22 protein-coding genes are annotated in these 21,225 nt (G+C 71.9%); 7 read left to right on the forward strand and 15 right to left on the reverse strand.

Annotated elements, in window-relative coordinates:
- Positions 1-17 precede the first annotated feature (17 nt).
- Genes IE317_RS12310 through IE317_RS12330 form a run of 5 tightly spaced genes read right to left on the reverse strand, consistent with a single transcriptional unit; the run spans position 18 to position 5,415 of the window.
- Entirely contained in the window at positions 18-884 is an 867-nt protein-coding gene (locus IE317_RS12310) for an NAD(+)/NADH kinase (RefSeq protein WP_191309448.1), read from the reverse strand.
- 30 nt (positions 885-914) lie between these two features.
- Complete coding sequence (locus IE317_RS12315; protein ID WP_191309450.1) at positions 915-2,393, reverse strand: flavin-containing monooxygenase; 1,479 nt, start codon at positions 2,391-2,393, stop codon at positions 915-917.
- Between the two features lies 1 nt (position 2,394).
- Entirely contained in the window at positions 2,395-3,246 is an 852-nt protein-coding gene (locus IE317_RS12320) for an SDR family NAD(P)-dependent oxidoreductase (protein WP_191309452.1), read from the reverse strand.
- Entirely contained in the window at positions 3,230-4,120 is an 891-nt protein-coding gene (locus tag IE317_RS12325; RefSeq protein ID WP_191309454.1) for an alpha/beta fold hydrolase, read from the reverse strand. The genes IE317_RS12320 and IE317_RS12325 overlap by 17 nt, the downstream gene beginning before the upstream one ends.
- Positions 4,117-5,415, reverse strand: coding sequence for a cytochrome P450 (locus IE317_RS12330; protein WP_191309457.1), 1,299 nt, complete (start codon positions 5,413-5,415; stop codon positions 4,117-4,119). Before IE317_RS12330 ends, IE317_RS12325 begins: the two co-directional genes overlap by 4 nt.
- Positions 5,416-5,499: 84 nt before the next feature.
- On the opposite strand from IE317_RS12330, the gene IE317_RS12335 reads away from it, so the two are divergent.
- Positions 5,500-6,087 carry a TetR/AcrR family transcriptional regulator gene (locus IE317_RS12335; protein WP_191309459.1) on the forward strand — a complete coding sequence of 196 codons (588 nt, stop codon included), beginning with the start codon at positions 5,500-5,502 and terminating at the stop codon, positions 6,085-6,087.
- 7 nt (positions 6,088-6,094) lie between these two features.
- On the opposite strand, the gene IE317_RS12340 is transcribed toward IE317_RS12335, so the two are convergent.
- A complete protein-coding gene (locus IE317_RS12340; protein WP_191309461.1) occupies positions 6,095-6,964 on the reverse strand; it encodes an NAD(P)H-binding protein in 870 nt (289 codons plus the stop codon).
- Positions 6,965-7,044: 80 nt separating this feature from the next.
- Between IE317_RS12340 and IE317_RS12345 the strand changes: the two genes are divergently transcribed.
- Positions 7,045-7,599: a TetR/AcrR family transcriptional regulator gene (locus IE317_RS12345; protein ID WP_191309463.1), complete on the forward strand. Its 555-nt coding sequence runs from the start codon at positions 7,045-7,047 to the stop codon at positions 7,597-7,599.
- 54 nt (positions 7,600-7,653) lie between these two features.
- Here the strand turns inward: IE317_RS12345 and IE317_RS12350 are convergent, their stop codons facing one another.
- From IE317_RS12350 to IE317_RS12370, 5 genes are read right to left on the reverse strand one after another with little or no spacing between them, the layout of a single operon-like run.
- Positions 7,654-7,932, reverse strand: a complete 279-nt coding sequence (locus IE317_RS12350) for an HPr family phosphocarrier protein (protein WP_191309466.1) — start codon at positions 7,930-7,932, stop codon at positions 7,654-7,656.
- An 11-nt stretch (positions 7,933-7,943) separates the two neighbouring features.
- Positions 7,944-9,395 carry a PTS fructose transporter subunit IIC gene (locus IE317_RS12355; RefSeq protein ID WP_191309468.1) on the reverse strand — a complete coding sequence of 484 codons (1,452 nt, stop codon included), beginning with the start codon at positions 9,393-9,395 and terminating at the stop codon, positions 7,944-7,946.
- A 2-nt stretch (positions 9,396-9,397) separates the two neighbouring features.
- Complete coding sequence (locus tag IE317_RS12360) at positions 9,398-9,850, reverse strand: PTS sugar transporter subunit IIA (RefSeq protein ID WP_191309469.1); 453 nt, start codon at positions 9,848-9,850, stop codon at positions 9,398-9,400.
- Complete coding sequence (pfkB, locus tag IE317_RS12365; RefSeq protein ID WP_191309471.1) at positions 9,847-10,791, reverse strand: 1-phosphofructokinase; 945 nt, start codon at positions 10,789-10,791, stop codon at positions 9,847-9,849. The genes IE317_RS12360 and pfkB overlap by 4 nt, the downstream gene beginning before the upstream one ends.
- The gene (locus IE317_RS12370; RefSeq protein ID WP_191309473.1) at positions 10,788-11,549 is read right to left on the reverse strand and encodes a DeoR/GlpR family DNA-binding transcription regulator; all 762 of its coding nucleotides are present in this window, start codon (positions 11,547-11,549) and stop codon (positions 10,788-10,790) included. The genes pfkB and IE317_RS12370 overlap by 4 nt, the downstream gene beginning before the upstream one ends.
- 103 nt (positions 11,550-11,652) lie before the next feature.
- On the opposite strand from IE317_RS12370, the gene IE317_RS12375 reads away from it, so the two are divergent.
- From IE317_RS12375 to IE317_RS12395, 5 genes are all read left to right on the forward strand, one after another.
- On the forward strand, positions 11,653-13,263 hold the full coding sequence (locus tag IE317_RS12375; protein WP_191309475.1) for a phosphoenolpyruvate--protein phosphotransferase: 1,611 nt from the start codon (positions 11,653-11,655) through the stop codon (positions 13,261-13,263).
- Positions 13,264-13,615: 352 nt separating this feature from the next.
- Positions 13,616-13,753, forward strand: a complete 138-nt coding sequence (locus IE317_RS12380; RefSeq protein WP_191309476.1) for a hypothetical protein — start codon at positions 13,616-13,618, stop codon at positions 13,751-13,753.
- Positions 13,750-14,391 (forward strand): hypothetical protein, encoded by a 642-nt coding sequence (locus tag IE317_RS12385; RefSeq protein ID WP_191309478.1) that lies wholly within the window; start codon positions 13,750-13,752, stop codon positions 14,389-14,391. Before IE317_RS12380 ends, IE317_RS12385 begins: the two co-directional genes overlap by 4 nt.
- A gap of 2 nt (positions 14,392-14,393) precedes the next feature.
- Positions 14,394-14,855 carry a hypothetical protein gene (locus IE317_RS12390; RefSeq protein ID WP_229902666.1) on the forward strand — a complete coding sequence of 154 codons (462 nt, stop codon included), beginning with the start codon at positions 14,394-14,396 and terminating at the stop codon, positions 14,853-14,855.
- 98 nt (positions 14,856-14,953) lie between these two features.
- Positions 14,954-15,502 carry a dihydrofolate reductase family protein gene (locus tag IE317_RS12395; protein ID WP_191309479.1) on the forward strand — a complete coding sequence of 183 codons (549 nt, stop codon included), beginning with the start codon at positions 14,954-14,956 and terminating at the stop codon, positions 15,500-15,502.
- Between the two features lie 39 nt (positions 15,503-15,541).
- Here the strand turns inward: IE317_RS12395 and IE317_RS12400 are convergent, their stop codons facing one another.
- The 4 genes from IE317_RS12400 to IE317_RS12415 all read right to left on the reverse strand — a co-directional run bounded on the left by IE317_RS12400 (position 15,542) and on the right by IE317_RS12415 (position 21,122).
- Positions 15,542-16,321 (reverse strand): Asp23/Gls24 family envelope stress response protein, encoded by a 780-nt coding sequence (locus tag IE317_RS12400; RefSeq protein ID WP_191309481.1) that lies wholly within the window; start codon positions 16,319-16,321, stop codon positions 15,542-15,544.
- Between the two features lie 222 nt (positions 16,322-16,543).
- A complete protein-coding gene (locus IE317_RS12405) occupies positions 16,544-17,755 on the reverse strand; it encodes an SGNH/GDSL hydrolase family protein (RefSeq protein ID WP_191309483.1) in 1,212 nt (403 codons plus the stop codon).
- 11 nt (positions 17,756-17,766) lie between these two features.
- Complete coding sequence (locus tag IE317_RS12410) at positions 17,767-20,064, reverse strand: beta-xylosidase/alpha-l-arabinosidase (protein WP_191309484.1); 2,298 nt, start codon at positions 20,062-20,064, stop codon at positions 17,767-17,769.
- Positions 20,065-20,111: 47 nt separating this feature from the next.
- Complete coding sequence (locus tag IE317_RS12415; protein WP_229902667.1) at positions 20,112-21,122, reverse strand: LacI family DNA-binding transcriptional regulator; 1,011 nt, start codon at positions 21,120-21,122, stop codon at positions 20,112-20,114.
- Positions 21,123-21,225: the final 103 nt, after the last annotated feature.

The following is a 21,225-nucleotide window of genomic DNA, read 5'->3' on the forward strand; positions in this document are numbered from 1 at the left end:
TGTGACACAGGACACCGTCAGTGGTCGCCGTCCTGGGGGATTTCGGCCGAATCGGTGAGCCGCAGCTTGCGCCGGGCGCGCTGGTAGAACGTCGTCATCCCGAGCCGGACCACCCGCGCCGCGCTGGGCCGGCCGCGCAGGTCGAGCCGTTCGCCGGGGGAGACGTACCCCTCGACCTGGCCGTCGACCTCCACGGCGAGCCGTCCGCTGGTGGGCAGCAGCTCCAGGGTGACCTCGTCGTGCACCGAGAGCACCACGCCCCGGCTGTACGCCGAATGCGGTGCCGCCGGCGTCACCAGCAGCGCTTCCACCGACGGGCTCGTGATCGGGCCGCCCGCCGAGAAGCTGTACGCCGTCGAGCCGGTGGGCGTCGCCACGACCACCGCGTCGGCCGAGTAGCTCACGAACGGCTGACCGCCGACGCGGACCGCGACCACCGCGCTGCCGTCGCCGGGCACCCGCACCACCGCGATGTCGTTGAACGCCGTGATCCGGCGCCCCTGCAGCACCGCGTCCACGGCCAGCCGCGGCTCGACCGTGAACTGGTGGCCGTCGATGGCCGAGAGCGCCCCGGGCAGGTCCGGCACGTCGACCTCGGCCAGGAAGCCGAGCTTGCCGAGGTTCACCCCGAGCACCGGCGCGCGCTGCCCGTCGGCCAGCCGCATGGCCCGCAGCATCGTGCCGTCGCCGCCCAGGCTGACCAGCAGGTCGGCCCGCCGCCCGAGCTCTTCGGCCGACACGCCCTTCGCCGCGCAGTTCAGCCGGGCGATCTCGTCTTCGATGCCGAGGATTTCGATCTTCCGGTTGCCCGCCCAGCCGAGCACGGCTTCGACGGCGGCCGCGGAGTCGCGGCGAGGGTGCAGCACGAGTCCCGCGGAGTGCATGTCAGCGGCCCCGGACCGGCGTTGAGAGCGTCATGCGCTCAGTTTGCCCCCTCCGGCGGCCGGTCGCCGCGAGAAGCGCAGCGCGCCGTCGTCGATCCGGCCGTGCCGCAGCTTGACCACGTCGTGCGCGTAGCTCATGCCCAGCTGCCACGGCGCCCGCGAACCCGCTTTCGGGAACTCGTCGATCGACCGCAGGACGTACCCGGCGTCGAAGTCCAGCAGCGGCCGCTCGGTGACCGCCGGGTCGTCGTTGACCGGCACGCACTGGTCGTAGCCGTGCCGGTCGAGGTGGCGCAGCAGCCGGACGACGTACTCGCCGACCAGGTCGGCCTTGAGCGTCCAGGACGCGTTCGTGTAGCCGATCGTGAAGGCGAAGTTCGGCACGCCGCTGAGCATCATGCCCTTGTAGGCCATGGTTTCCGGCAGCTTCACCGGGGCGCCGTCGACCGCCAGCTCGATGCCGCCGAAGGCGAGCAGCCGCAGGCCGGTGGCGGTGACGACGACGTCCGCCTCGAGCTCGTCGCCCGATTCGAGGCGGATGCCGGTTTTCGTGAAGGACGCGATCCGGTCGGTGACGATCGAGGCGTCACCGCGCTTGATCGACCGGAACAGGTCGCCGTCCGGGACCAGGCACAGCCGCTGGTCCCAGGGCTGGTACCGCGGTTTGAAGTGGGTGTCGACGGCGAAGCCGGGTGGCAGCTGCTTCACCGTGGCCTTGCGGATGAGCGCCTTCACCACACCCGGGCGGCGCCGGCTGAGCTGGTAGATCAGCGTGCTCACCGCGACGTTCTTCCAGCGCGCGATCGGGTAGGCCAGCCGCGGGCCGAGGAGCCTGCGCAGCCGGTTGGCCAGCGCGTCCTCCGACGGCAGGGACAGGATGTAGGTGGGGGAGCGCTGCAGCATCGTCACGTGCGCGGCGCGGTCGGTCATCGCCGGGACGAGGGTCACCGCGGTGGCGCCGCTGCCGATGACGACGACCTTCTTGCCGGTGTAGTCGAGGTCTTCGGGCCAGTGCTGCGGGTGGACGACCGTGCCGCCGAAGTTCTCGAGCCCGGGGAACTCCGGCGTGTGCCCGGCCGCGTAGTCGTAGTAGCCGCTGCACAGGTAGAGGAACTTCGCGGTGAACTCGGCGGATCGGCCGTCGTGCTCGGCCTCGACCGTCCACAGTGCGTCCTCGGTGGACCACGCGGCCCGGATCACCTTGTGCCCGAAGCGGATGTGGCGGTCGATGCCCGCGTCGGCCGCGGTGTCGCGGACGTACTTCAGGATCGACGGGCCGTCGGCGATGGCCTTCGCGTCGGTCCACGGCCGGAACCGGTAGCCGAGGGTCTGCATGTCCGAGTCGGACCGGACTCCGGGGTAGCGGAACAGGTCCCAGGTGCCGCCGATCGCGTCGCGGGCTTCGAGGATCGCGTAGGTCTTGCGCGGGAACGCCGTGCGCAGGTGGTGGGCGGCGCCGACGCCGGACAGCCCGGCGCCGACGATCAGCACGTCGAGGTGTTCGGTCACGTCAAACCGCCTTCGTCCGCCGGGCGCGCCGCAGCACGCGGGTCAGCACGGCGTTGTAGTGGGTGGGGGTGATCCGGGCGAGCGCGTCGAACAGGTGGGCATCCGGGCCGACCAGGATGCGAGCTTTCCCGCGCTCGACACCGGCGTGGATGATCTCCGCCGCCTTGTCCGGCGAAGTCATCGTCATCGCCTCGAACTGCGCGGCCATCTGTTCGTGGCTGCGGCCCCGGCCCTCGGGGTCACGGCGCACCCGGGCGTTGCGCGCGATGTTCGTCGTGATGCCGCCCGGGTGCACGGTGATCGCGCGGATGCCGGTGCCGCGCAGTTCCTGCCGCAGCGACTCGGTGAAGCCGCGGACGGCGAACTTCGCCGCGCAATACGCGCTCTGGTACGGCACCCCGAGCAGGCCGTAGACGCTGGAGGTGTTCACGATCGCGCCTTCGCCCTGCTCGACGAGGATCGGCAGGAACGCCCGCGTCCCGTGCACCACGCCGTGGAAGTTGATGTCGTGCAGCCAGTCGTCGTCCTCGGGCACCGCGTCGAGCACGGACGAGGTCACCGCGACACCGGCGTTGTTGAACACCGCGGCCAGCGGCGCCGGGAGCCACTCGCGGACCTCGGCGGCGAACCGCAGCTGGTCTTCGGCGTCGCGGACGTCGAGGACGCGCGTCAGCACCTTGCCGGGCAGCGCGGCCGCGGTGGCCTTCAGGCCGTCTTCGTCGACGTCGGCGAGCGCGACCGGCGAGCCGAGCCGGGACAGCCGGGTGGCCAGCGCTCGGCCGATGCCCGACGCCGCGCCGGTGATCACGACCGGGCGGCCGGTCAAGCCGTGCCGGTCACGGGGTCGTGACATCGCTGCTCCTCGCGTGCTGGTCGATCAGGTCGAGGATCGTCGGCCAGGCGTCTTTCGGCAGGTCGTGGCCCATGCCGCGGACGGTCTCCAGCCGGGCGCCCCGGATGGCGCGCGCGGTGGCCGCGCCGCCGGTGGGATGCACCATCCGGTCGCGGTCGCCGTGGATGACCAGCGTCGGTGCGGTGATCTTCCGCAGCAGCGGCGTCCGGTTGCCCGACTTCATGATCGCGGCGAGCTGGCGGCCCACCCCGCCGGACGTCGGGTCGCGGTCCCAGCCCGTTCCGGCCAGCTCGCGCACGAACTCCTCGTCGAACGGGAAGCCGTGCGAGCCGATGTGGCGGAACATCCGGACGGCGCTTTCGACCGCCTCTTCGCGGGACTTCGGCGGCTTCGCGCCCATCATCCGCAACGTCGAGAGCGCGGGGCGGCCGAGCAGGCGCGAACCGGTCGTCGACATGATCGACGTCAGGGTGCGGATCCGGTCCGGGTACAGCGCGGCGGTGGTCTGGGAGATCATGCCGCCCATGGAGACCCCGGCGATGTGGGCGGTCTCGAGGTCGAGCGCGTCGAACAGGCCGATGGTGTCGGCGGCCATGTCCGTCAGGTCGTACTGCTGCGCGGGGAACCGTCCGGCCAGCATGCCGAGCAGGCTCGGCGGCCGGAACCGCGGGTGCGTCGAGCGCCCGGCGTCGCGGTTGTCGAACCGGATCACCTCGTACCCGCGCCCGGCGAGTTCCGCGCAGAAGGCGTCCGGCCAGCTGTGCAGCTGCTGGCCCAGCCCGGCGACGAGGAGCAGCGGCTCGGCGCCGCTGTCCCCGATCCGTTCGTAGGCCAGGGAAATGCCCCGGCCGGTGTCGGCGATCTCTTCGGTCACGAGTTCCCTCCGGTGGTGCGGCGGCGCACGACCGCGCGGCCGCCCTTGGCGGGGGCGTAGGCCACGCCCCGCGAGTGCCAGCGTTCGCCGGGCGCTTCGGTCGGTACCAGCGTGAAGTCCCGCAGCAGGGTCCGCAGCACGACGGTCATCTCCATGGTCGCGAACGCGGCGCCGAGGCACCGGCGGGTGCCGCCGCCGAAGGGGATCCACTGGTAGAGGTCCGGGCGCGCGCCGGCGAAGCGGTGCGGGTCGAACGTGGCCGCGTCCGGGAAGACGGCGTCGTCGTCGTGGATCAAGGCGATGCTGACGAGGACCGCGTAGCCCTTCGGCAGCGTCCACCGGCCCAACTGGAAGCCGTCCTGCTTGACCTGCCGGGCGGTGAGGTCGATGACCGGGCGGCTGCGCTGGACCTCGAGGATGGTGGCGTCGAGCAGCTTGGTGTCGTCCGTCTCGGTGAGTTCCGCCAGCAGCGCGGGGTGACGCCGGAGGCGTTCCACGGCCCAGGCCAGCGTGGTCGCGGTCGTTTCGTGGCCCGCGGTGAGCAGGGTGAGGAGCTGATCGGAGATCTCTTCGCGGCTCAGTCCCGACCCGTCGTCGTAGCGGGTCTGCAGCATCATGGACAGGACGTCGTCTTTGCTTTCGGCACGGGCCTTGGCGATGAGGCGGTCGACGATGGCGTCGTACTCGCGGCGCATCCGTTCGAAGCGGCGCCACGGGTTGAAGCGGCCCTTCTTGGAGATGGGCAGCACGGCCAGCCGCGAGCCGAGGGTGACGAACGGCGGGAGCAACTCGCGCAGCTCGGCGAACTCGGCCCCTTCGGCGCCGAAGACGGCCCGCAGGATGGCGTTGAGGGTGATCCGCATCATCGACGGCAGCGTGGCGAAGGCGGTGTTCTCGGGCCAGGTCGCGAGTTCGCGGACGGTTTCTTCTTCGACGATCTGCTCGTACGCGGCGAGGCGGCGGCCGTGGAAGGGCGGGACGAGGAGCTTGCGCTGCCGTTTGTGCTCGTCGCCGGACAACGCGAACATCGACCGCGGCCCGAGCACGCGCCCGAGGTTGACCTCGAGGTTGTCGACGAGCTCCGGCCCGGAGGTGAACAGCTGCTTGATCTCGGCGGGGCTGCTGATCACCACGGCGTTGCCGAAGATCGGCACGTTGACGGTGAAGGCATCCCCGTAGCGGTCCTTGAGCCGCCGCAGGCCGCGCAGCGGCTGAGTCAGCGCATAGGCGCCCTGGACGGCGCGGGGCGCGGTCGGCCCCGGCGGCAGCGTCGCGGGGCGTGTCATGGTCGTCATCGACCCTCCCGGGAGGTGGTACGCGAGCGTACCGTCGGTACGGTACGCCGGTGTACCATCCCGTTTCAAGAGGGGAGGTATACCTTGACTTCCGTGGACGTCGACACCCGCCGGCACCGGCAGCGCCTCCTGGACGGGCTGGCCGAGTCGATCACCTCCGGCGGTTTCCGCGACACGACGGTGGCCGACATCGTCCGCCGCGCCCGCACGTCCCGCCGGACGTTCTACGAACACTTCTCCAGCCGCGAAGAGTGCCTCATCGCGCTGCTGGCCGACGCGAACCGGTCGATGATCCGGCAGATCTCCGAGGCGGTCGACCCCCGGGCGCCGTGGGCGGTCCAGGTGCGCCAGGCGATCGAGGCGTGGATCGCCTGCGCGGAATCCGAGCCGGCGATCACGTTGAGCTGGATCAGGGACGTCCCCGCGCTGGGCGCCTCGGCGCGTGACCTGCAGCGCGACGCGATGGAGGGGTTCATCGCGATGACGCAGCGGTTGACGGACACCCCGGAAATGCGCGCGGCGGGGATCAGCCCGCCGTCCCGCCAGCTGTCGATCATGCTGCTGGGCGGACTGCGGGAACTGATCGCGACGACCGTGGAGGACGGCGGCCGGGCCGGCGACGTCACGGAGGTCGCGGTACGGGCGTCGATCGCCCTGCTCGGCCCGGCCTGACTTCCGGTCAGAACGCCGGCTTCAGCACCTCCCGGCACCACGTCCGGAAGCTCGTCGGCGCGATCGCCGCCTTCGCCCAGTCCGCGTCGTAGATACCCTCGTCCTGCGCCGCGAACATCTCGACCGCGTCCGCGACCACCCGTTCGCTCGCCCCCTGGGCCCGTCGCATCGCGGCGAAGTCGGCCAAGGCGATGCGCTGGTAGCGGATCGGCCGGCCGAGTTCCTCGCTCAGCACCCCGGCCATGCCGTCCGGGGTGAGCCGGTCGGGGCCGAACAGCGGGACGTCCTCCTGGCCGGTCCACGAGAGGTCCGTCAGCAGGCCCGCGGCGGTGGCGGCGATGTCGCGGGTGGCGATCGTGGCCAGCGGCCGGTCGCCGGCGCAGGTCAGGAAGAACGTGCCCCGCTCGCGCATCGAGGCGAGCTGCCCGAGCAGGTTCTCCAGGTAGAACGGCGGGGACACCGCGCGGTAGGCGGCGCCCGACTCCTCCAGCTCGGCGTCCATGGCGAAGGCCGCGGAGAGCACGCCCGCCGGCTTGGCCCAGCCGTGTCCCGCGCTGCTCACGCCGACGACGTGGCCCACGTCGTGGCGGCGGACAGCGGCACGGCCGGCGCGGGCGAAGCCGAGGTAGTGCTCGTGTGCGCTCGCCGCGGCGGGGTTGGGCGGGACCAGCCAGAACACCGCGTCGGCGCCGGGAAGCGCCGCGTCGAGCACGGCCGGGTCGTCGTGGGCTCCCTCGACCACCTCGACCTGCGTGCGGACGTCGGCTTCGAGGCGGGTGGCGTCCCGGACGACGACCTTGACCTCGCTTCCCGCGGCGAGCAGGTGCCGGACGAGACGGTGGCCGACCTGCCCGGTCGGGGTGGTCACGACGATCATGGGAGCTCCTGAACATGAAGGTGAATTCCGCTTCCGAATATAACCCGGTGCGGCGCGCCGTCAAGTACGCTGGGCCCACCATGACCGCTTCCCGACGTGTGCTGCGCGCCGACGCCCGGCGCAACCGCGACGCCATCCTCGACGCCGCCGGCGACCTGTTCGCCCGGCGGGGCGACGCCGTCCAGATGGAGGAGATCGCCGACCGCGCGGGGCTGGGCGTCGGCACCCTGTACCGGCACTTCGCCGACAAGCAGGCCTTGCGCGCGGCGATCATCGGCCGCCGGTTCGAGGAGATGACCGTCCTGGCCCAGGCCGCCGAGGAGGCCGGGGACCCGTGGGCGGCGTTCGAGGCGCTGCTTTACGGCTATCTGGAAGCAGCGGAGCCCGACGCGGCGTTCCGGTTCGCGCTCCTCGGGCCGGAAGAACCGAGCTGGGGTGACATCGAAGACCAGAAAGCCGCGTTCTCGGCCATCGTCGAGCGCATCGTGCGCCGGGCGGTCGACGCCGGCCGGCTGCGAGCCGACTTCCGGCCCGGGGACTTCGTCCTCATCACCCGCGCGGCGATGGCTAACATGACGAGCGCCGGCCAGTGGCGACGGCAGATCGAACTCCAGTTCGAGGGCATCCGGGCCTGAAAACGCGCGAGGGCGCGGCACCGGCGTGCCGCGCCCTCGTCCCGCTCCCGCGGGCTAGGCGTCCAGGTCCTGGGCGATCAGTTCGGCCAGTGCGTCGACCGACGCCTGTGCGTGGTCGCCCTCGGCGGTCAGTTCGACCTCGTCCCCGTGGGCCGCGCCCAGGGTCATCAAGCCGAGGACGCTGGCCGCGTCGACCGGGTCGCCCGCGACGCTTCCGGTGATCTTCGCGATACGAACCTTCGCGGGCTGGTCGGCCGCGGTGCGGGCGACCAGGCCCGCGGGCCGGGCGTGGAGCCCGACGCTGCTGGCGACGAGCGTGCGGCGTTGGTACACAGTGGACTCCTTCACGCGTTCACAGGCTGACCGGAGACGACGGCCGAGCGTTCGGCCGCCCGGAAGCGCGCCTGCTTGAGCGCGATCACCGACCCGGCGGCGACCAGCGTCCCGGCGATCAGCGCGACCAGGAACAACAGCGGGTTGCCGATCAGCGGGACGACGAAGATCCCGCCGTGCGGGGCGCGCAGCGTCGCGCCGAACGCCATCGACAGCGATCCGGTGACGGCCGAGCCGAGCATGATCGACGGGATCACGCGGAACGGGTCCGCCGCCGCGAACGGGATCGCGCCCTCGGTGATGAACGACGCCCCGAGCAGCCAGGCCGCCCGGCCGTTCTCGCGCTCGGCCTCGGTGAACAGCTTCTTGCGGACCGTGGACGCCAGCGCGAGCGCCAGCGGCGGCACCATGCCCGCGGCCATCACCGCGGCCATGATCTGCAGCGACGCCGTCGCGCCGGTGGTCAGGCCGCCGACCGCGAAGGCGTACGCCGCCTTGTTGACCGGGCCGCCCATGTCGAACGCCATCATCAGGCCGAGCAGGGCGCCCAGCAGCAGGGCGCTGACGCCGCTGAGGCTGTTGAGCCAGCTGGTGAGCCCGGTCGTGGCGGCCGCGATCGGCTTGCCGACCACCACGTACATCAGCACACCGACCACAATGGACCCGAGCAGCGGGTAGACCACCACCGGCATGATCCCGCGCATCGCCTTCGGCACCTGGATCTTCTTCAGCGCCAGGACGACGCCACCGGCCAGCAGACCGGCGACCAGGCCGCCGAGGAAGCCGGCACTCACGGTGACGGCGATCGCGCCACCCACGAAACCGGGCGCGATGGCCGGGCGGTCGGCCATCGCGAAGGCGATGAACCCGGCCAGCACCGGCACCAGGAAGTCGAACGCCGCACTGCCGATCTGGAACATCAGCGCGGCCCAGCCGGCCACCGAACCGGCGTCGAAGTGCTCGGTGACCTTCGGCGCGTCGACGATCTGGTAGCCGCCCAGCGCGAAACTCAACGCGATGAGCAACCCGCCCGCGGCGACGAACGGGATGAGGTAGCTGACGCCGGTCATCAGCCACTGGCGGATCTTGGTGCCGGTCTTGTCGTTCGCGCCGACCTTCGAGGTGAGCTCCGGGGTGGCGGGCGCGGCGGCGACGGGCTCGCGGGCCGCGGCCTTGGCGCGTTCGAACAGCCCGGCGGCGTCGTTGATCGCGGCCTTGACCGGCGCCTCGACGATCGGCTTCCCGGCGAAGCGGTCCCGGCCCTGCACGGCGAGGTCCGCGGCGAAGATGACGGCGTCCGCGCTCGCGATGTCCTCGGCGGACAGCGGCTCGGAGCCCGCGGAACCCTGCGTCTCGACGACGATCTCGTCGCCGTTGGCCTTGGCGGTCTGCTCCAGCGACTCGGCCGCCATGTAGGTGTGGGCGATGCCGGTGGGGCAGGCGGTGATGGCGACGAACTTCATGATCAGGCCACCTCCTGGCGGATGTATGCGGCGAGGGCGGCGGGGTCGGCGGCGTCCAGCAGGTTCTGCTTGAACTCCGCCCGGACCAGCCGCCGGGCGAGGGCGGCCAGGACCTTGAGGTGGTCGCTGCCGCCGCCTTCCGGTGCGGCGATGAGGAAGATCAGCTTCGCCGGGCCGTCCGGTGCGCCGAAGTCGATGCCCGATTCGCTGCGGCCGAACGCCAGCGTCGGCGCGGTGACCGCGGCCGAGCGGCAGTGCGGGATGCCGATGCCGCCTTCGAGCCCGGTGGCCATCTGCTCCTCGCGGGCGGCGACGTCCTTCAGAAACAGGTCGAGGTCGGTCACCCGCCCGGCCTCGACGAGCCGCTGCGCGAGGCCGCGCACGGCGGCCTGCTTGTCGCTCGCGTCGAGGCCGAGGTCGACCAGGTCGGCGGTGATCAGGTCTGGGGTGGTCATGCGGCGGCTCCGCTGAGGGTGAAGGTGGGGTCGGCGTCGAGCACGCGCACCTGGTCGGGGTGCACGTCCTGCGGGGTGGGCATGCGGCTGCCCTCCTGCGTGACCGCGGCGGTGCCGTAGGCGACCGCGGTCCGCAGGGCTTGGGGGCCGGTTCCGCCCGCGTGGAGGAACCCGGCGAGTGCGGCGTCTCCGGCGCCGACGGTGCTGCGCACGGCCACGAGCGGGCCGAGCGCGTGGTGCGTTTCGGTTTCCTCGACGAGCACCGCGCCGCGCGCCCCGAGGCTGACCAGCACGCGGCCGACGCCGCCGGAGATCAGGTCCCGGCAGAACGCGACGACGTCGCCGAGCCGGGGCAGCGGGCGCCCGGCGAGCTCGATGAGCTCGTCGAGGTTCGGTTTGAGCAGGTCCGGGCCGCCCGCGCAGGCGGCGGCCAGCGGCGCGCCGGAGGAGTCCACGGCGACCTTCGCCCCGGCTTCGCGGGCGAGCTTCGTCAGCCGCGCGTAGAAGTCGCCGGGCACGCCGGCCGGGAGACTTCCGCAGCACACCAGCCATTCGCCGCGCGCGGCCAGTTCGACGGCGCGGCGTTCGAGGGTGGCGAGTTCGGCGGGGGAGATCTCCGGGCCCGGCTCGTTGATCTTCGTGGTGGTGCCGTCGGCTTCGACGAGCGTGATGTTGCTGCGGGTCGACCCGGCGATCGGCACCGCGACGACCGGAACGCCTTCGGGCGCGAGCAGGTCGGCCAGCCGCTCGCCGACCGGGCCGCCGGCGGGCAGCAGCGCGACGGTCGGGGTCCCGGCGGCGGCCAGCGCGCGGGCGACGTTCACGCCCTTGCCGCCGGGATCGAGCCGGACCGCTTCGGCGCGGTTCACCTCGCCGCGGCGCAGCTCGGGCAGCCGCGCGGTCCGGTCGAGGCTCGGGTTGGGGGTCACGGTGACGATCACGCCAGCACCACCTCCGGGCCCGCCTCTTCGAGTTCGGCCACGACGCCCGCGTCGATGCCGCTGTCGGTGACCAGCACGTCGATCTCGGCCAGCTGCGCGAAGCGGCTGAGCTGGTCGGTGCCGTACTTGCTGTGGTCGGCCAGCAGCACCCGCTTGCGGGCCGCGGCGACGACGGCGGCCTTCACGGCGGACTCCGCCATGTCCGGTGTCGTGCAGCCGTGCTCGGCCGAAAAGCCGTTGGCGCCGAGGAAAGCGACGTCGACGAGCAGGCCTTCGAGCGCGCGCAGCGTCCAGGCCTCGACCGCGGCGAGCGTCGTCCCCCGGACCCGGCCGCCCAGGATGTGCAGCGTGATGCCCGGGCGGGTGGCGAGGATGGAGGCGACCGGGATCGAGTTGGTGATCACCGTGAGTTCGCGGTCGGCCGGCAGCATCGTCGCGAGCCTGCTGGTCGTGGTGCCCGCGTCGAGCAGGATCGAGCCGCGGTCGGGCACCAGGTCCAGTGCGGCCCGGGCGATCGCGTCCTTTTCCGCGGCGTTGGTCTGGTCCCGCTGCGCGACCTCGGGTTCGAAGTCGAGCCGTTCGACGGCGACCGCGCCGCCGTAGACGCGGCGGACCACGCCCTGGCGTTCGAGGACGCCGAGGTCGCGGCGGATGGTCTCGGGGGCGACACCGAGTTCGGCGGCGACGTCACCGACGTCGACGCGGCCGTCGCGTCGTGCGCGTTGCGCCAGGAGCTGGTGCCGTTCGGCGGCGTACATGCCCGTTCCTCTCCGATTTTTGCCCGTTGCCGTTTGATTGTGCCCGTTGTTACCGTACTGTCAATCCCCAGTTACGAGATCCCTTGCTCCAGGAGGTCCTTCCATGCAACTGTCCGGAGTCGGTGTCAGTCCTGGCCGGGTCGACGGTCCCCGCGTCCTCGTGGCCGCTGACCTGCCGGAACCCGCTTCTTCGCCCGCTCCTGCGAATCTCGAAGCCGAAGCGGGCAAGATCGGGCAGGCGACGGCTTCGGTGGCGGCAGTGCTGTCCGATCGTGCCCGTTCCGTGTCCGGAGATGCCCGGTCGGTGCTGGAGACGACGGCCGCGATGGCGGCCGATCCGGCGTTGGCGGCGTCCGCGGAGAAGCTCGTCCTCGAGCGCTCGCTCCCGGCACCGCGAGCGGTGTGGGAGGCGGCTGGGGAGTTCATGGCGGCGCTGCGGGCCGCCGGCGGCTACATGGCCGAACGCGCGCGGGACGTCGCGGACGTCCGCGACCGGATCGTCGCCGCGTTGCTGGGGGTGGCCCCGCCCGGCGTGCCGGAACTGACCTCGCCGAGCGTGCTGGTGGCGCGGGACCTCGCCCCGGCCGACACCGCCGGTCTCGACCCGAACCTGGTCCTGGCGCTGGTGACGGCCGAAGGCGGCCCGACGAGCCACACCGCGATCCTGGCGCGGGCGCTGGGAATCCCGGCGGTGGTGGCGTGCGCCGGAGTCCTCGAGCTGGACAGTCCGGGGCTCGCGGTCGACGGTTCGGCGGGCACGGTGCTCCCCTCGGACGGCACCGTCCGGGCGTCGGCCCGGACCGCCCGGCCGAAGTGGGACGGCGTCGGCCGCCTCGCCGACGGCCACCGCGTCAAGCTGCTGGCCAACTTGGGATCGGCGGCGGACGCCACTGCCGCCGCCGCGGCCGGTGCCGAAGGAGTCGGACTGTTCCGCACCGAATTCTGTTACCTCACGGCCGCTTCCGAGCCGACGGAGGCCGAGCAGCGGGCGGCTTATGCGGCAGTTCTCGCGCCGTTCGCGGGAAAGCCGGTCGTGGTGCGCACGCTGGACGCAGGTTCCGACAAGCCCTTGGAGTTCCTGCCGATGGGCGAGGAACCCAATCCGGCACTGGGTGTCCGGGGGCTGCGGGTGGCGTTCGACCGCCCGGAGCTGCTGGACCGCCAGCTCGCGGCGATCGCGGCCGCGGGCGCGGACACGGGGGTCGAGCTGTCGGTGATGGCCCCGATGGTGGCCACGGCGGCGGAAGCCGAGTGGTTCGCGTCGCGAGCCCGCGCGGCGGGCATCGCCCGGGTGGGCGTGATGATCGAGGTTCCCGCGGCGGCGTTGTGCGCTGACGCGATTCTCGCCGTCGTCGATTTCGTTTCGCTGGGAACGAACGACTTGACGCAGTACGTCTTCGCGGCGGACCGCCAGCTGGGCGCGGTGGCGGCGTTGAACGCCCCGGACCAGCCGGCGTTGCTGCGGCTGGTGGGGATGGTCGCGGAAGCCGGTGCGGCGGCGGGAAAGCCGGTGGGCGTGTGCGGCGAAGCGGCGGCGGATCCCGCCCTGGCGCCCGTGCTGGTGGGCTTGGGCGTGACGTCGTTGTCGATGAACGCGGTGGCGCTGGCGGGCGTGGGATCGGCGTTGCGTGAGGTGGACCTGGCGACGTGCCGCGCCGGGGCACGGCCGGATCGTCCATTGCCAGTTCGGGTGGCCGAGCGTTCCGCGGGGTGACGAAGAACGCCGCGGAACCTTCTCCTGGCGCGCTGACCCGGTCTAGGATGATCGTTGCCTGGTGGGGAGCGGCGAAGGAGCGAAGGCACGCGTGTACGGGTACGACGTGTTCATCAGCTATCAACGCGCCAACCGGGGCATTTCGGCGTGGGTCGAAATATTTTCTGTCGTGGCTGGCCGAAGTGCTGGACAGCAACTTCTACCGTGACGTCCGGAGTTTCTTCGACGACCAGGTCCACACCGGCGCGAGCTGGCGGGAGGTGCGCACCGCGTTGAGCTGCTGACGGACCTGCGGGCAGCCGTCGAAGCGGGCGACAAGGTCCGCGCGAGAGAACTGGCGGCGGACCTGGCGGTGGTGGCCAAGCCCCACTCCCCGGGCGGCGTCGTCGAAGTCCCGGTAGCCGCGGACACCCGCCGGTCGATCGATCTGCTCATGCGCACCCTCGCCCGGACCACGACGAAGCCGGACCACCGGAAGGATCTCGGATGACCGACCGCTTGGGACACAGACTGACCGCGGCGATGTTCACGCTGATGGTGCTGGGCCGCGAGGTGTCCAACCAGGAGCTGGCGGAGGTGACCGGCTTCACGCTCACGGGCACCGAACGCACGGGGCTGAACAAGCTCGGCTACGTGGACAGCGACCGCAGCGGGCCGCGGCGGAGCTACGTCCACGTGCTGAGCGACAGTGGCTGGGCCTGGTGCGAGAACGAGCTCGCGGCGGGCGGTCCGCCGCCGCAACGCGGTCAGAGCCCGCTGGCGACGGCGCTGTACGTGATCCTTGGCGGGCTGGGGGAGTACCTGCAGCGCGAGAACAAGCGGCTCTACCAGATCTTTGGTCCGGCGCCCGGGTCGAACGGAAAACCGCCCGCCGATCTGGAGGACCGCGTCCGGGCCGCCTACCGTGAGCTCGTGAAGGAGCCACGCGGCTGGGTCGGGCTGGTCGACCTGCGGCCGAAACTCGGCGCGCCAGCCGCTGAAGTCGATGCCGTGCTGAAGGAACTGAGCCGCGCCGGGAAGGTCCACCTGGTCCCGGAGGACAACCGCAAGGCCTTGACCGCGGCCGATCAAGAGGCGGCGATCCGCATCGGCGGCGAGGACAACCACTTCGTCTCCTTCGAGACCTGATGATGGACGAGCTCAAAGCGCTCGCGACGCTGAGCTTCGACTGGGCGGACACCCGCGACCACGTCTGGCGAGACTCGCCGTACCACATGGACGGTCTGCACACCGAGTCGCTCGCCGCCCTCGACACCGGCATCCACGACGCCTTGGGGCCGGCGACGCGACGGGCCCAGCCCCATCGGGCTCGTCATATGCGGTCAGAAAGGGTCGGCAAAACCCATCTGCTCGGGCTCGTCCGGCGTCGGGTCCACCGCGCCCGCGGGGACTTCTTCCTCGACGACGTCACCGCGGCCGAGGCGTTCTGGGAGAACACGGCCGAGGCGCTGCGCCGCGACCGCAGTCCGGTCGCGGACATCTCGCGGCTCGAACGCGCACAGTTCTACGTGGAAGGGTATGGCCTTTCGGGTTCCGTCAGGTGGCGACGCCGCTGCGCTTGTCCCCCCACCCGGCCGGCCCGCTGCGGCTGAAAGAGGTGATCGTGCGGGCGAAACAAGACTGAGGGCTGTCGATCCGGGAGGGTTCGTTCGACGCGTCGGTGAAGCGAAACCGACCGGAGGAGTTCCCGATGATCCGCCTTTACATGACGATGTCCCTCGACGATTTCGTGACCGGGCCGGACGACCGCCCCGGCCAGGAGCTGGGCCGCAGTGGTGGCCGGCTGTTCAACTGGCTGGACGACCGGTACGGGGACGGCGCCAGCGCGCAGATCTACCGTGAAGCGCTGGCGACGGGCGCGATCATCTCGCGCTGCCGCACCTTCGAGCTGGCCGGCCGGTGGGGCCGCGACCACCACGACGGCGTGCCGATCCACGAGTTCACCCACCACGTCGACCCCGCCGACGTCCCGCCCGGCAGCGTGCGGTTCTTCACCGACCTCACCTCGGCGGCGGAAGAAGCACGTGCGTCCGCGGGCGATCGCGCGGTCATGGTGCACGGCGCCGGTGCCGCGCAGGTGTTGCAGGCCGCGGATCAGCCGGACGAGCTGGAACTGCACGTCGTCCCGGTGCTCCTCGGAGAAGGACGGCGGCTGTTCGACGGCACGAAGGCGGAACTCGAACTCGTCAGGCGCCTCGAAGACCGCGACGTGCTGCACCTGCGCTACCGGGCGCGGTAAGGTGCCCGGCCCCGCGTCCGCGACCGGGCACCCGGGGAATCAGCCCGCTTCGGGGAAGTGGATGTCGGTGACGTGGACGTCGACGACCTCGACGCCGAGACCCAGGTACTGCTCGACGGCGTCGATCACCGCGACGCGGATCTGCTCGCCCAGCGCCTTCACGGCGTGCCCGAACTCGACCACGACGGGGATGGTGACCCAGGCGACCTCGTCGGCGAGTTCGACCGTGATGCCGTCGCCGGCGACGCTGTGCACGCCCTCGGTCTGCGCGGCGATCCGCGTGACGATCTTGCCGACCACGCCGTCGGCCACGGTGGTGCTGCCGCGGCTGCCCGGGGCGGGGCGGGTCGCGGGCGCGTCGGCTTCGGGCTCGGTCACCGCGATCGGGGCGGCCGGCTCCGCAACGGGCTCCGCCTCGACAGCTTCGGCAACCGGCTCGGCCTCCACGGTTTCGGCCGCCGGGGCGGTTTCGGCGATCGGCTCTTCGTCCGCCGCTTCGGTGTCCACAGCTTCCGCTACCGGCTCGTCGTCCGCCGCTTCGGCAGCGTCCTCGGTCTCGTCCGTGTCGTCCTCTTCGGCGTCCTCGGCGACCGCCTCCTCGTCGGTCCCGGTGACGTCCGCGCCGGCTTCCGCCGTGTCTTCGGTGGATTCTCCGGTGGTTTCCGTGGCGGTGTCCGCCTCGGGTGCGGAATCGGTCTCCTCGACCACGGCCGCCGCCTCGGTCGCGGGTTCGGGCTCGACGCTGCCGTAGGAGTACCCGCCCGAGCCGGCGGTTTCGTTCTGGGGGCGGCCGAAGATGCTGTTGATGACGTCGGACATGGTTTCCCTTTCCGGGAGCGACGACTACCTGTGGGGACAGCAGACGGCGACATGGTAGGGGAGCGCCCGTGACGTGCGTCACGGACCCCCCCACCTTCGAGACTCGCTTGTGTCCCAACAGATATCCGGCTGATCACCGTCCGTCAGGCCGCGTTCGGCGGTCGGTGATCAAGCGGGGGAATCACGTCCTTGAATTGCCTTCTTTTTGCCCAGTGGACATTTCTAGTCGTTCCGGAAAAGGCCGGCCGGAACGCTCGAGCCCAGTGCCTGGTAACCCGCCGGGTTGAGGTGCAGGTGGTCGCCGACGTCGTACGCGGGCAGCAGCTGGGACGGCTTCGCGGGGTCGCGGGTCACCTTGTCGAAGTCCAGCAGTGCGTCGAAGTGGCCCGGCTGGCGGATCCACGCGTTGACCCGCTGGCGGGCCTCCTCGCGCGCCGGGTCGTCGTAGCCGGTGTTGCCGCCGAACGGCGTGATCGTCGCGCCGTACACGCGGATGTCCTGGGCGTGCGCACGGACGATGATCTGGTCGTACGCGTCGATCAGCTGCGTCGCCACCTCGTCCGCGGCCGCCGGGGTGGCCGTGCCGATGTCGTTGACGCCCTCGAACACGATCGCCCACGAAACCCCGCTCGTGGACAGCAGATCGCGGTCCAGGCGGGCCAGCACGTTGGGGCCGAGGCCGTCCTGCAGGACGCGGTTGCCGCCGGCCGCCTGGTTGACCACGGACACGCCGTGCAGGCGTGCGGCCAGCACGTTCGGCCAGCGGTTGTTGCCGTTGGTCGTCGAGCCGCGGCCGTCGGAGATGGAGTCGCCGATCACCGCCACCGCGGACGCCGGGGACAGCACCTCGATGCCGCTGAGGAAGTACCAGTGGTCGACCGGGGTCGCGCCCGGCAGCTCGAGATCGGAGACGTGGTTGCCGGAGAGCAGGTACGACGTCGTGCGGGAGCCGGGGTGCGAGGTGATCGACGTCGAAGCCTGCCCGTGCGCCAGGTACGCCGTCACGGCGATGTTCTCCAGCGACCGCACCGGGAAGGGCAGCGGGTCGGACACGACCTGGGCACCCTGCGGGACCGTCGTGGACGGCTTGCCGTGGAAGGTCACCGGAAGGACGCTGCCCGGAACCACGGAGGAGACGCCGGCCGCCCCGGACACCGGGCGCGCGACCGACACCGCGGTCAGCGGCAGCGGTGCCCCGCCGAAGGCGTTGGAGAACCGCAACCGGATCCGCGGGCCGCCGACCGTCACCTGCGCCGTCTCGCGCAGCGACGCGTTGTCGAGCACCCGGTCGGTGCCGGTGAACGGGGCCGGGGGCAGGTTGCCCGGCTCGGTCAACTGGGGCATCGACGTCCACGTCGCCACCCAGTGCGAAGGCGCGGGCCGGGCGGACGCGCCCACGAACAGCACGGTCAGCACGGCCAGGAAGGAGATCACCAGAGGACGTTTCACAACGAGAACTCCGGGGTCAGGACCCGGTCGGCGCCGACGACGCGGCGTGGCCCGGTCAGCGTGCAGTGCAGGGTCGCGAAGATCTGTTCACTCGAGGTGCCGACCCGCAGCTCGACGTCACCGGGGTCGACCTGGCGCTGCCACGCCCGTCCGGTGTAGGACGTCAGGTCGGCGTGCAGGGCGATCTCCAGGACGCAGGTCTGCCCCGGCGGCAGCGAAACCCGGCGGGCGGCGATGAGCTGACGCTCCGGCCGCGCCACTTCGGCCACCGGGTCGTGCAGGTAGACCTGCACGACTTCGGACGTCTCGCGCCCGTGGTCGTTGCGCAGCGTGACTCGCACCCGGCAGACGCCGTCGGTCGGCCACAGCGAGCCCGTGGCGCTGACGTCCAGCCAGGTCGCCGGCGCGTAGGACAGCCCGTGCCCGAACGGGAACAGCGGTGAGGGATCCACTGTGGACACCTCGCTGCGCCGGCCGAGCGGCGCGGCGAGGTAGGTCGACGGCTGGCTCGCCCCGGCCGCCGGGAAGCTCACCGGCAGCCGGCCGGCCGGGTTGATCCGGCCACTGAGGACGTCAGCCAGCGCGCCCGCGCCTTCTTCGCCGGGGTAGAAGCCGCAGACGACCGCGGCCAGCCGCGGCAGCTGCCGGGACAGCTCGTACGGCCGCCCGGAGAGCAGGACCACCACCACCGGCTTGCCGGTGTCGAGCAGGGCGTCGAGCAACTCCTCCTGACGGCCCGGCAGCCGCAGGTCGGCCGCGTCGCAGCCTTCGCCGGACGTCCCGCCGCCGAACAGCCCGGCCCGGTCGCCCAGCACGGCCACGCACACCGACGCGTCCGCGCAGGCCGCCACCGCTTCGGCGATCCCTTCGTCGTCCCCGCCGGTGACCGGGCAGCCCAGTGCGTAGGTCACGTCGTAGGCCGAGCCCAGCGCCTCGAGCACGGTCGGCACCGAGACGCCGAACGGGACGTCGGGGTGGTGCACGCCGACGTGCAGCGGGAAGGAGTAGCAGCCGAGCATCGCGCCGGGCGTGTCCGCCCGCGGCCCCACCACCGCGACCCGGCTCCCGGGGGAGAGCGGAAGCGTGCCGTCGTTGTGCAGCAGCACGATCGAGCGCTCGGCCACCTCACGCGCCAGCGCTCGCGACTCGGCGTCGTCGAGGTCGATCTCCTCGGGGACCTCGGGCGCCCAATCGGCGTCGAGCAGCCCCAGTTCACACTTCTGACGCAGCACCCGTTCGAGGGCGCGGTCGACGGCGGCGACATCGACCGCGCCCCCTTCCACCGCGGCGAGCAGCGGCTCGCCGTAGCAGTCCATGGTCGGCAGCTCGACGTCGATGCCCGCGGTGAGCGCCTGCCGGGCGGCGTCGGCGCGGTCGGCGGCGACACCGTGCAGGCGGTGCAGGAACGCCACCGAGAAGTAGTCGGCGACCACCGTGCCGTCGAACCCGTAGGTGTCCCGCAGCAGGTCGGTCAGCAGGCTCGGGTCGGCGGCGGACGGAAGACCGTCGGTGTCGGTGTAGGCGTTCATCACCGACCGGGCGCCCGCGCGCAGCGCCAGCTCGAACGGGGGCAGCAGGACGTCGGCGATCTCCCGCGGGCCGGCCGAAACCGGTGCGAGGTTGCGCCCGGCGCGCGAGGCGGAGTACCCGACGAAGTGCTTCAGCGTGGCGACGATGCCGGAGGATTCGAGCCCGGCGACGTACGCGCTGCCGATCGTGCCGACCAGGTAGGGGTCCTCGCCGATGGTCTCCTCGACCCGGCCCCAGCGCAGGTCGCGGGCCACGTCGAGGACCGGGGCGAGCCCTTGGTGCACGCCCAGTTCGCGCATGGTCCGCCCGATCTTCGCCCCCATCCGGCGCACCAGGTCCGGGTCGAAGGTCGCGCCCCACGACAGCGGCGCCGGGTAGATCGTCGCCTGCCACGCGGCCAGCCCGGTCAGGCATTCTTCGTGCACCACCGCGGGAATCCCGAACCGGCCACTGGCGACGATCTGCCGCTGGGTGCGCGCGAGGCTGTGCGCGCCGATCACCGGGTCGACCGGCCGGGTGCCGAAGGCGCGGGTCAGCTGCCCGATGCCGTGGCGGACCAGGTCGTCGAAGTCCACCGCCGCGTCGACGAACTCGTGCTGGTGCGGCGCCATCTCGCCGCCGGAGTCGATGCCGACCCAGACCCCGTAGAGCTGGGCGAGCTTCTCGCGCAGGGTCATCCGGGCCATCAGGGCCCGGACGCGTTCGCCCGGGTCGGCCGCGGGGTCGCGCCACGGCTCTCCGGCCGTGGTGGGCTGCGTGGTCAAGGCTGGTCCGCCCTTCGTCTGGGGAGGAGTGGGGAAGGGGAAACGGTTCAGGGGAGTGCGCGGGTGGAGTGCCGCACCACCAGGCCGGTGTCGAGCGTGACGTGGGTCCGCTCGACCTCGTCGCCGTTGATCAGCGCGATGAGCATGCGGATGGCGCGGTGGCCCATCTCGCGGATCGGCTGGTCCACAGTGGTCAGCGGCGGGCTGCAGAGCGCCGACTCGGGCACGTTGTCGAAGCCCACCACGGAAAGGTCGTCGGGCACGGCCAGCCCGAGCTCGCGGGCCGCGTCCACGGTCGCGATGGCCGAGATGTCGTTCGCGGCGAACACCGCCGTCGGCCGGTCCGGCCCGGTCAGCAGGGCGTGCGCCGAGGCCGCGGAGACCTCCGGGTCGTAGGCGCCGATCCGGATCAGGTCTTCGTCCGGGGTGATGCCCGCGGCCGTCAACGCCCGCAGGTACCCCGTTTTCCGCAGTTCGGCCGACTGCAGGTCCGGCCGGCCGGCGAGGAAGGCGATCCGCCGGTGCCCCAGGTCGAGGAGGTGCTCGGTGGCCAGCTGGGCCCCGCGCAGGTTGTCGGAGTCGATGGTCGGCAGGTGCGACGGCCCGGTGTGCGGGTCGACGGCGACGACCGGCGTGCCCGGGACGACATCCAGCGAAACGGTGGGGGTGACCAGCACGGCGCCGTCGACCAGGGTGCCGCTCAGCCGGGACAGATAACGCTTCTCCCAGCCCAGCGGATCCCCGGTGCGCCCGCCCGCGGAGTAGACGACGAGCTCGAAACCGCTGCCGCGGATGGCGTCCGCCGCGCCCTTGAGCAGCTCCGTCGAGAACGGCTCCAGGTCGGCGACCAGGATGCCGATGACGTTCGTCCGGTGGTTTCTCAGGCTCTGCGCCACCAGGCTCGCTTCGTACCCGAGCTCTTCGATCACGGCGCGGACTCGCGCGAGCGTCGCGGCGGAGACGCCGTAGCGCTCGTTGATCACCTTCGAAACCGTGGCCACCGAGACGCCGGCCCGAGCGGCGACGTCACGGATGGTCACCCTGGAACTGGGCTGCATCGGCTCAGACTAACCATAGAAAACGTTATCGACAACGATTGACACGGCATTTGTCCCGGGAGCAGACTCTTCGCCAACCCGGGCGCGGAAGCCGCCCCGTCCA

Source organism: Amycolatopsis bullii, assembly GCF_014654205.1.
Classification (GTDB): domain Bacteria; phylum Actinomycetota; class Actinomycetes; order Mycobacteriales; family Pseudonocardiaceae; genus Amycolatopsis; species Amycolatopsis plumensis.

Bases quoted from the DNA above. Each gene is read 5' to 3' on its own strand.
- IE317_RS12310 (WP_191309448.1), bottom strand. From the start codon at position 884: ATGCACTCCGCGGGACTCGTGCTGCACCCTCGCCGCGACTCCGCGGCC.
- IE317_RS12320 (WP_191309452.1), bottom strand. From the start codon at position 3,246: ATGTCACGACCCCGTGACCGGCACGGCTTGACCGGCCGCCCGGTCGTG.
- IE317_RS12330 (WP_191309457.1), bottom strand. From the start codon at position 5,415: ATGACGACCATGACACGCCCCGCGACGCTGCCGCCGGGGCCGACCGCG.
- IE317_RS12340 (WP_191309461.1), bottom strand. From the start codon at position 6,964: ATGATCGTCGTGACCACCCCGACCGGGCAGGTCGGCCACCGTCTCGTC.
- IE317_RS12345 (WP_191309463.1), top strand. From the start codon at position 7,045: ATGACCGCTTCCCGACGTGTGCTGCGCGCCGACGCCCGGCGCAACCGC.
- IE317_RS12355 (WP_191309468.1), bottom strand. From the start codon at position 9,395: ATGAAGTTCGTCGCCATCACCGCCTGCCCCACCGGCATCGCCCACACC.
- IE317_RS12360 (WP_191309469.1), bottom strand. From the start codon at position 9,850: ATGACCACCCCAGACCTGATCACCGCCGACCTGGTCGACCTCGGCCTC.
- IE317_RS12370 (WP_191309473.1), bottom strand. From the start codon at position 11,549: ATGTACGCCGCCGAACGGCACCAGCTCCTGGCGCAACGCGCACGACGC.
- IE317_RS12375 (WP_191309475.1), top strand. From the start codon at position 11,653: ATGCAACTGTCCGGAGTCGGTGTCAGTCCTGGCCGGGTCGACGGTCCC.
- IE317_RS12385 (WP_191309478.1), top strand. From the start codon at position 13,750: ATGACCGACCGCTTGGGACACAGACTGACCGCGGCGATGTTCACGCTG.
- IE317_RS12390 (WP_229902666.1), top strand. From the start codon at position 14,394: ATGGACGAGCTCAAAGCGCTCGCGACGCTGAGCTTCGACTGGGCGGAC.
- IE317_RS12395 (WP_191309479.1), top strand. From the start codon at position 14,954: ATGATCCGCCTTTACATGACGATGTCCCTCGACGATTTCGTGACCGGG.
- IE317_RS12400 (WP_191309481.1), bottom strand. From the start codon at position 16,321: ATGTCCGACGTCATCAACAGCATCTTCGGCCGCCCCCAGAACGAAACC.
- IE317_RS12415 (WP_229902667.1), bottom strand. From the start codon at position 21,122: ATGCAGCCCAGTTCCAGGGTGACCATCCGTGACGTCGCCGCTCGGGCC.